The organism is Bradyrhizobium sp. CSS354 (assembly GCF_029051725.1).
Taxonomy (GTDB): domain Bacteria; phylum Pseudomonadota; class Alphaproteobacteria; order Rhizobiales; family Xanthobacteraceae; genus Bradyrhizobium.
The window spans coordinates 160,825-169,845 of sequence record NZ_JAACFU010000015.1 but is presented as its reverse complement, the minus strand read 5'-3'; the positions used below and the strand labels follow the sequence as shown (position 1 = coordinate 169,845).

Here is a 9,021-nt window from a genome sequence, read left to right as displayed (position 1 = left end):
GGTCGTATGGTGGGGAGGATCTCCGTCATGCCCGGGCTTGTCCCGGGCATCCACGCACTTCTCGCCGGCCCAAGAACGTGGATGGCCGGGACAGGCCCGGCCATGACGAAAATTCAGGTTAGACGAAGCGAGCGCCTGCCGCGGTCTATCTTGACGACGGCTTGTTGGCCGAGGCCTGCGCGTCGAGGTAGCAGGGCTTGTACATGGCCTGGAGCTGCCTGCCCTTCAGAAAGAGCATATGCGGGGTGAGGCCGCCGCGCTGATTGATCCAGCGCTTCACCTGCGAGGGATACATCGCATAGAGCATCTGGGTCGCTTCGGTATTGGTGACGGCGCGGCCGTTGCTGCCGAAATCCCACGCTGCGTGGAAACCCAGTGTCGCGTGCGAGGTCACGCAAATGCGGTCAGGCGGGATGGCGCCGAGGACGATGGTGCAGGCAGAGGCGCAGAGACCGTCGATGATGACGGTATCGCCCGACTGTCGCAGGTCCTGGTATTTGTCGACGTAGGTTCCGATTCGGCCGCCGCGGTCATCCGCGATCCGAACCACTGCCTGAGAAGCGCCCATGCTCGCGATCAGGAGAACCGCCGCAAGCAACCCCGTCAGAAACTTCATTGGCCCCCGCCCCAGTCGAATTCGAATCTGTGTGTCAGGTGGTGATGCCCTGCTAGGGTCTGTCGTAACCGCGGTTTTGTCTAGGCATGCCGGCTCGTTCAAAACAAATTCAAATCCAGTGTTGCGCCGGCGCTGCACTCGGGCGCTCTTTTTCCCGAAGTGGAACAAGTTAACGATGTCTTACGCGCCACACTCTTGATCTCAGTTGCAACCGCCGGCTTCAATCCGGGCAACTACAGGGGGGAACCTGTGGAGGGGGAAACACATGCAGGGGAAAACACATGGCCGAACGGATGACTGAAGAGACTGACGTCATCATTGTCGGCGCCGGACTGTCGGGCCTCGTGGCCGCAACCGAGATTGCGGATGCCGGCAAGCGCGTGATCGTGGTCGACCAGGAGGGCGAGCAGTCGGTCGGCGGCCAGGCGTTCTGGTCGTTCGGCGGATTGTTCCTGGTCGATTCGCCGGAGCAGCGCCGGCTCGGCATCAAGGACTCCTACGACCTCGCGATGCAGGACTGGCTCGGCACCGCCGGCTTCGACCGTGACGAGGATTTCTGGCCGCGCCAATGGGCCGAGGCCTATGTGGCGTTCGCGGCCGGCGAGAAGCGCGCCTGGCTGCGCGCGATGGGCCATCGCATCTTTCCCGTGGTCGGATGGGCCGAGCGCGGCGGCTATGACGCCATGGGCCACGGCAATTCAGTGCCGCGCTTTCATGTCACCTGGGGCACCGGGCCCGGCATCGTCGAGCCGTTCGAGCGCCGCGCGCGCGAGGCCGTCAAAAGCGGTCGGCTGACCTTTCGGTTCCGCCATCGCGTCGATGCGCTCTCGATCACCAACGGCACGGTGGATGGCGTCGGCGGCGCCATTCTCGCCCCCGACAATGTCGAGCGCGGCAAGAGTTCATCGCGCAACGTCGTCGGCGAGTTTGCGTTGAAGGCGCAAGCCGTGATCGTCGCCTCGGGCGGCATTGGCGGCAATCACGAGCTGGTCCGGCAGAACTGGCCGAAGCGGCTCGGCGAGCCGCCGAAATTCATGATCTCCGGCGTGCCCGAGCATGTCGACGGCCGCATGATCGGCATCACCGAGACATCAGGCGCGCGGCTGATCAACCGCGACCGCATGTGGCATTATGTCGAAGGCATCCAGAACTGGTCACCGATCTGGCCGCGCCACGGCATCCGCATCCTGCCCGGCCCCTCCTCGATGTGGTTCGACGCCACCGGCACGCGCTTGCCGGCGCCGTTGTTTCCCGGCTCCGACACCCTCGGCCAGCTCCAATACATCATGTCCACCGGCTACGAATATTCCTGGTTCATCCTGACCCAGAGCATCATCAAGAAGGAGTTCGCGCTGTCGGGCTCGGAGCAGAATCCCGATCTCACCGGCAAAAGCTGGCGCATGACGATCAAGCGCGCCACCAACAAGGGCGCGCCGGCGCCGGTGGAAGCGTTCAAAAGCCATGGTGTCGACTTCATCGTGCGCGACAAGATCGAGGATCTCGTTGCGGCCATGAACAAGCTGGTCGGCAGCGACCTCCTCAAGCTCGAGCACATTAAGATGCAGATCGAGGCGCGCGACCGTGAAATCACGAACCCTTACGTCAAGGATGCGCAGGTGATGAACATCCACAATGCGCGGCGCTATATCGGCGACAGGCTGATCCGCACCGCCTCCCCTCACCGCATCCTCGATCCCGCGCAAGGGCCGCTGATCGCGGTCAAGCTCAACATTCTCACCCGCAAGACGCTGGGCGGTTTCGAGACAGACCTCTCTTCGCGTGTGTTCGGCGATGAGGGCAGCGTCATCCCCGGCCTCTATGCAGTGGGCGAAGCCGCCGGCTTCGGCGGCGGTGGCGTGCACGGCTATCGCTCGCTGGAAGGCACGTTCCTCGGCGGCTGCCTGTTCTCGGGCCGCAATGCGGGCCGCGCCGCGGCGCAGGCCGTGGGCTAGACCATGCGGGGGCGGATGCGCATCGCGGCGTTTGTTGCGGCATTGGCCGCCGCCCCGGCTGCGTCCGCCGATACGATCGACATCGACGGCGTGAAGCGGTCCTACGCTGTGCAATTGCCGGCAAAGCGGCTCGTGCCGCTCGTGGTCGTGCTGCATGGCAAGACCCAGCGCGGCGCCGACATGATGACGCGGACGGCGTGGCCGCAAGTCGCAAAGCGCGAAGGGTTCGCCGTGGTCTTTCCTGATGGCCTCAACCACGCATGGGCCGATGCGAGGACCAAGGCGGGACCGGCGCTCCGTGGCCCGCCCGCGGGCACCGACGACGTCGCCTTCATCGCAAAACTCGTCGAGAAGCTGGTGGCGAACGGCACCGCCGATCCTCGCCGCGTCTATGTCACCGGCATCTCCAATGGCGGCGCCATGGCGATGACACTGGTCTGCGCCCGCGCCGATCTGTTTGCTGCCGGCGCGAGCGTGAGCATGAACCTCACCGATGAGGCCGCGGTCACCTGCCATCCGTCGCGGCCGCTGCCGATGCTGCTGATGAACGGCACGGCCGATCCACTGGTCCCCTACGAGGGCGGCCGCGGATCGAGCTATTATGCCGCAGACGGTTTCTGGTCCACCGACGAGACGCTTGCGTTCTGGCGCAAGCTCAACGGCTGCGAGACCGACAATTCCGAAATGACCGATCTGCCCGACAGGGCGCCCACAGACCAGTCCACGGTGACACGGATCTCCTCGCGCTGCCCTGAGGGACACGACGTCGTGCTTTATCGCATCAATCAAGGCGGTCACCGCATGCCCGGATTTTCTCCGGATGCCCGCTTCCCAAAGGTCGCCGCCAGTTTGCTCGGATCGCAGAACGGCGACATCGACGCCGCCGAGACGATCTGGACATTCTTCGGTCAGTTTCCTTGAAATGCGACGCATGCATGGCCGACGACGCATGCGTGCCTGGCAACGCATGCGTGCCTGGGGTGGCACGGGACAAGCCGCTGCGCTAGACAGGGCCGCCATTCAAAGGAGACCCCCAATGAGCATTCAGCGTCTTGAAACCGGCCCGCGCATGAGCCAGGTCGTGGTGCACGGCAACACCGTCTATCTCGCCGGTGTCGTCGCCAACAACGCCGCCGGCGAAAGCGTGACGAAGCAGACCCAGGACATCCTGGCGACCATCGACAGCCATCTCGCCAAGGCCGGCACCGACAAGTCGAAACTTCTCTCGGCGACGATCTACATCACCGACATGAAGACGTTTGGCGAGATGAACGCGGTGTGGGACGCCTGGGTCTCGCCCGGCAACACGCCGGCACGCGCCACCGTCGAAGCCAAGCTCGCGGCAGCACAATACACCGTCGAAATCATGGTCACGGCGGCGAAGTAACTGCGGAAAATTCACGCGCGCTGATGACCTCAGAGGTAATCGATCAGCGCGCGTGAACCTTCGATAGTCAGGTCAGCCGAACGACACGGCGCCATCGAAGGAGACGACAATGACCGACCCGATCACCATCGCCCGCCGCTACATCGATCTCTGGAACGAACGTGCAGCCGGCCGCCGGCGCGAACTGCTGAGCCAGAACTGGACAGCGGATGCGAGCTATGTCGATCCCCTGATGAAGGGTGACGGCCATGACGGCGTCGACGCGCTGATCGCAGGCGTGCAGCAACGCTTCCCCGACTTCAAGTTTAAGTTGATCGGCGAGCCCAACGGCTACGGCGACCATGTCCGCTTCAGTTGGGGTCTTGGTCCTGATGCCATCGACAGCCCGATCAAGGGGACGGATTTCGCCGTGCTGAAGGACGGCCGCATCAGGAGCATCACGGGATTTCTGGACCAGGTGCCCGCGGGCGCGTGAGGCCGCGCTGATCGTTTGCTAGGCCCTCTCCCCTTGTCAGGGAGAGGGCGAGTTTTCGCTCGTCGCACAAGCGCTAGTTATTCGCGCTCGCGGAATCGTCCATCGCCTTGAAGGCTTCCTCAAGCTGCAGCGAGATCGGCACGTTCAGCCGTTCGCCGGTCGGAAGCCGTGCGGTGAACCATTTGTTGTAGAGCGGAACGAGGTCGTGGTTGGAGCCAAGCTTGCGGAAAGTGCGGTCGACCACGGCCGCCAGTTGCGGCTCGCCCTTGCGGAACATGATGCCATAGGGATCGTAGGACAGGTAATCGCCGGTGACGCGGAATTTGTCCTGTGCCTTGTGGCGCACGATCAGGCTGGACAGCAGGATATCGTCGGTCGCGAACGCGTCGGCCTTGCCGTCGACGAGCATCTGGTACGACTGCTCGTGATCTGCACCGACAACGATGGTCAGTCCCAGCGAGGACTTCTTGTCGGCCGCCTGGATCGCCTGCTCGTTGGTGGTGCCCTTCGTCACCACGATAGTCTTACCCTTCAGATCAGTCAGTGACTGGACGCTGGACGCCTTCGGCACCATCAGCTTGGTGCCGGCGACGAACATCAGCGGCGAGAAGGCAACGCGCTTGCCGCGCTCGGCATTGGCCGTGGTCGAGCCGCATTCCAGGTCGATCTTGTTTTGAAGCACGGCGTCGATGCGGTCATCCGAGGTGACCTTGACGTAGGCAATCTTCAGATTGGGATCGTCGACCTCGACGCCGATCTCCTCGACGATAGCCTCGCAGAGTTCGAGGCTGTAGCCGATCGGTCGGTTGGCCTGGTCGAGGAAAGAAAACGGCGGCGAGCTCTCGCGATAGCCGAGCCGCACGGTGTGCGCGATCTTGATCGCTGACAGCGTCGGGCTAAGCCCTTCGCTGCCACCGGTCTGGGCGGAGGCACCCGTGGCCAGCAGGCACGCTGCCAGCAACAGGCCGCCCGATATCGCCATTGAAAGGCGCATGATGCACTCCGATCAATGGCCGGCCATCGCGGGCACTTCGCCGGGGATCATGTCCCCCGGCACGGCATCGCCCGGTCCAAGCTCGTGCTCGGGCCCGAGCTCGCCTTCCCACTTGGCCACGACCGAGGTCGCGAGCGTGTTGCCGATCACGTTGGTAGCGCTGCGGCCCATGTCGAGGAAGGTGTCGATGCCCATGATCATCAACAGCCCCGCCTCGGGGATGCCGAACTGCGACAGCGTCGAGGCTATGACCACGAGGGAGGCGCGCGGGACGCCCGCAACGCCCTTCGAGGTGATCATCAGGGTCGCCAGCATCGCGAGTTGGGTGCCGAGCGGCATGTCGATGTGATAGCTCTGCGCGATGAAAACGCTCGCGAAGGTGCAGTACATCATCGTGCCGTCGAGATTGAAGGAATAGCCGAGCGGCAGCACGAAGCTCGATATCCGCGACGAGGCGCCGAACTTGTTCAGCCCCTCCAGCGTCTTCGGATAGGCCGCTTCGGAGCTCGCGGTGGAGAACGCGATCATCAGCGGCTCGCGGATCAGCTTCAGCAGATGGGCGTAGCGCGGCCCGATCACGATGAAGCCCACGACCACCAGGATGCCCCACAGGATCGCGAGCGAGAGATAGAAGCCGCCCATGAAGACGATGAGCTTCCAGAGCACCAGCAGGCCGTTCTTGGCAACCGTCGCGGTGATGGCGGCCCAGACAGCGAAGGGCGCGAACAGCATCACATAGCCGGTGACCTTGAGCATGATGTGGCCGATATCGTCGATCAGCGCCAGGATCGGCTTGGAGCGCTCGGGCATCGAGCCCATCGCCACCGAGAAGAACACGGCGAAGATCACGATCTGCAGGATCTCGTTCTGCGCCATCGCATCCGCGATCGAGGTCGGGATCAGATGGGTCAGGAATTTTTCGATCGAGAAGGCTGAAACCGGCAGGCCGGTCGACTGCGCCTTGTCAGGCAGCGTACCGGGGAAATTCGCGCCGGGCTGGAGCAGATTGACCATCACGAGGCCGAGCATCAGCGAGACGAAAGAGGCGCTGACGAACCAGCCCATGGTCTTGGCGAAGATGCGGCCGAGCTTGGAGCCCGAGCCCATATGAGCAATGCCGCCGACCAGGGTCGCAAACACCAGCGGCGCGATGATCATCTTGATCAGGCGCAGGAAAATCACGGCGATCAGGTTGATGGACGAGGCCCAGTCGCCCCGCGTGTCGGGCAGGAAATTGTAGATCGCCGCGCCCATGATGATGCCGAGCACCATCGCCACCAGAATGAATTGCGTAAACCTGTTCGACATTGAACACCCCCGCTACACCGACCGCTTCATGATGTCGCAGATATGAAGACTGCGCAACACGCTTGGCGTGCGATCGCCGGGGCGGATGTTCCCGTTGCGAAGCTGGCGCCCGCGATCTAGCTTCATGCAGCGCACAACGAATGCGGCTTGCACGTTTTTCTTGCGGCAGCTGCATCAATAATCGTCAAACGACCTAGGGGAAACATCATGAGCGGCAGCGTCAATCGTCAGATTCTTCTGGTGGAAAAGCCCAGCGGCAAGCTCGGCCCCGAGCACTTCAAGATGGTCGAAGGTGCGATGCCTGAGCCGAAGGACGGCGAGGCCTTGCTGCGCGTTCGATACATCTCGCTCGACGCCGCCAACCGCGCCTGGATGCACGGCGCGACCTATCGTTCAGCAGTCGAAGCCAACAGCGTGATGGCCGGCGGCGCCATCGCCGAGGTCATCAGTTCGAAGGCGCCGGGGCTTGCGCCGGGCGACATCGTGTTCGGCGACACCGGCTGGCAGGAGTTGGCGGCAGTGCCCGCCAAGCACCTCACCAAGATGCCGAAGCTCGAGCCGATGACGCATCTGCTCAGCGTTTTCGGCATCGCCGGCCTCACCGCCTATTTCGGCCTGCTGGAGATCGGCAAGCCCAAGGAGGGCGAGACGGTCGTGGTCTCCGCGGCCGCGGGCTCGGTCGGCTCGATCGTCGGGCAGATCGCAAAGATCAAAGGATGCCGCGTCATCGGCATCGCCGGCGGCGCCGACAAGTGCAATTGGCTGACCTCCGAACTCGGCTTCGATGCCGCCGTCGACTACAAGGACGGCGCGGTATTCAAGGCGTTGCGCGCGGCGGCGCCGAAGGGCATCGACGTCTATTTCGACAATGTCGGCGGCGACATTCTCGAAGCCTGCCTGCCGCAGATGAACAATTACGGCCGCATCGCCTGCTGCGGCGCGATCTCGCAATATGACGGCGCGCCGTCGGCACACGGCCCGCGCGGCGTGCCCGGCCTGATCGTGGTGAAGCGGCTCGTCATGCAGGGCTTCATCGTGATGGACTACATGAAGGAAAGCCAGCGTGCGCTCGCCGACCTCCAGGCCTGGGTCACATCCGGCAAGCTGAAGGTGCAGGAGGACATCATCGACGGCATCGAGAACACGCCGAAGGCGCTGATCGGATTGCTCGCGGGCGAGAACCGCGGCAAGCGCATGGTCAAGCTCTGACGACGTAGTTACGTCGCAATTTCGCGGGCATATTTACTTGCGGTGGCAGCCAAAGCGGCCAAAGATATCGCTCGCGAGGCATCACTCGCGATGATTGCGTTTGCATCAGATTTGTAAAACTTCGGCGTTACCGACAGGGCAGGAATTCACTCAGATGTTCAACACGTTGAAACATGCGTCGGCACGCGGGGCGTTGCTGGCGGCGGCTCTCTTCGCAACTGCAGCAGGCGCATTCGCGCAAGCACCGACCGAGGCGCAGAAGAACGCGATCCGCTCCGCATGCCGCTCGGACTTCATGGCGCACTGCGCGAGCGTCACGCCCGGCGGCGTGGAAGCCTATCAATGCCTGCAGAAGAACATGTCCGGCCTGTCCTCGGGATGCCAAACCGCGGTTCGCGCCGTCGAGCCTGCTGCGGCGCCGAAGCCCGAAGCTGCGCCAAAGACCGAGGCTGCACCCAAGGCGGCTGCACCCAAGGCGGAGTCCGCGCCTGCCGCGCCGAAGGCTGAAACCGCTCCCGCCGCAAAGCCGACCGCCGCAGCCGCGCCCAAGGCCGCTGCAGCCCCCACTGCAGCGAAACAGCCGAGCAGCGCGCAGGTCGCTGCCGTCAAGAGCGCGTGCCGCGCCGATTATCCCAAGGTGTGTGCCAGCGTGCCGCCGGGCGGCGCGCCCGCACTCGAATGCCTGGATAAGAACAAGGCAAAGGTTTCGCCGGCCTGCGAGAAGGCCGTGAGCGCCGCGGCAGGCGGCGGTGGCGCGGCAGCAACGGCGGCACCTGCGGGCGCTGCTCCTGCGGCGGCAACCGCACCGGCAGCCGCGCCTGCCGTGATCGTGCTGCGCCCGCTGCGGCCGCGCGAAGAGCTGTTCATCGTCCAGTCCGCATGTCGCGAGGATGTCCGCACGCTATGCGGCGGCGTGGCGCCAGGTGGCGGTCGGATCATCCAATGCGTTGCCAACAATGCCGCTTCGCTGTCGCCCGCCTGCAAAGACGTGCTGGCGCCGTTTGCTGCACGCTAGAGAAGCGAGCCATCCGGCGGTCTGCTGCACCGTGCTCGTAAATGGTGTCTGGGTGAAGCGCTGCG

General features: G+C 63.9%; 9 protein-coding genes. 6 read left to right on the top strand and 3 right to left on the bottom strand.

Annotated features, from left to right (window positions below; genetic code table 11):
• Positions 1–145: 145 nt before the first annotated feature.
• Positions 146–616 carry a hypothetical protein gene (locus GWG67_RS29345; protein WP_275172799.1) on the bottom strand — a complete coding sequence of 157 codons (471 nt, stop codon included), beginning with the start codon at positions 614–616 and terminating at the stop codon, positions 146–148.
• Positions 617–909: 293 nt separating this feature from the next.
• On the opposite strand from GWG67_RS29345, the gene GWG67_RS29340 reads away from it, so the two are divergent.
• The 4 genes from GWG67_RS29340 (at position 910) to GWG67_RS29325 (ending at position 4,430) form a co-directional block, all read left to right on the top strand.
• A complete protein-coding gene (locus tag GWG67_RS29340) occupies positions 910–2,568 on the top strand; it encodes an FAD-binding dehydrogenase (RefSeq protein WP_275172806.1) in 1,659 nt (552 codons plus the stop codon).
• 3 nt (positions 2,569–2,571) lie between these two features.
• On the top strand, positions 2,572–3,489 hold the full coding sequence (locus tag GWG67_RS29335) for a PHB depolymerase family esterase (protein WP_275172798.1): 918 nt from the start codon (positions 2,572–2,574) through the stop codon (positions 3,487–3,489).
• A gap of 115 nt (positions 3,490–3,604) precedes the next feature.
• Positions 3,605–3,955: a RidA family protein gene (locus tag GWG67_RS29330; protein WP_007599359.1), complete on the top strand. Its 351-nt coding sequence runs from the start codon at positions 3,605–3,607 to the stop codon at positions 3,953–3,955.
• Between the two features lie 109 nt (positions 3,956–4,064).
• On the top strand, positions 4,065–4,430 hold the full coding sequence (locus tag GWG67_RS29325; protein ID WP_275172797.1) for a nuclear transport factor 2 family protein: 366 nt from the start codon (positions 4,065–4,067) through the stop codon (positions 4,428–4,430).
• 73 nt (positions 4,431–4,503) lie between these two features.
• Here the strand turns inward: GWG67_RS29325 and GWG67_RS29320 are convergent, their stop codons facing one another.
• Both GWG67_RS29320 and GWG67_RS29315 read right to left on the bottom strand, forming a co-directional pair.
• Positions 4,504–5,424, bottom strand: a complete 921-nt coding sequence (locus tag GWG67_RS29320) for an amino acid ABC transporter substrate-binding protein (RefSeq protein WP_275172796.1) — start codon at positions 5,422–5,424, stop codon at positions 4,504–4,506.
• Between the two features lie 12 nt (positions 5,425–5,436).
• On the bottom strand, positions 5,437–6,732 hold the full coding sequence (locus GWG67_RS29315; RefSeq protein ID WP_275172795.1) for a dicarboxylate/amino acid:cation symporter: 1,296 nt from the start codon (positions 6,730–6,732) through the stop codon (positions 5,437–5,439).
• A 207-nt stretch (positions 6,733–6,939) separates the two neighbouring features.
• Here GWG67_RS29315 and GWG67_RS29310 point away from each other — a divergent pair, with 207 nt between their 5' ends.
• Together GWG67_RS29310 and GWG67_RS29305 are read left to right on the top strand one after the other, a co-directional pair.
• Complete coding sequence (locus tag GWG67_RS29310) at positions 6,940–7,941, top strand: NADP-dependent oxidoreductase (RefSeq protein WP_275172794.1); 1,002 nt, start codon at positions 6,940–6,942, stop codon at positions 7,939–7,941.
• Between the two features lie 154 nt (positions 7,942–8,095).
• The gene (locus GWG67_RS29305) at positions 8,096–8,956 is read left to right on the top strand and encodes a cysteine rich repeat-containing protein (RefSeq protein WP_275172793.1); all 861 of its coding nucleotides are present in this window, start codon (positions 8,096–8,098) and stop codon (positions 8,954–8,956) included.
• Positions 8,957–9,021: the final 65 nt, after the last annotated feature.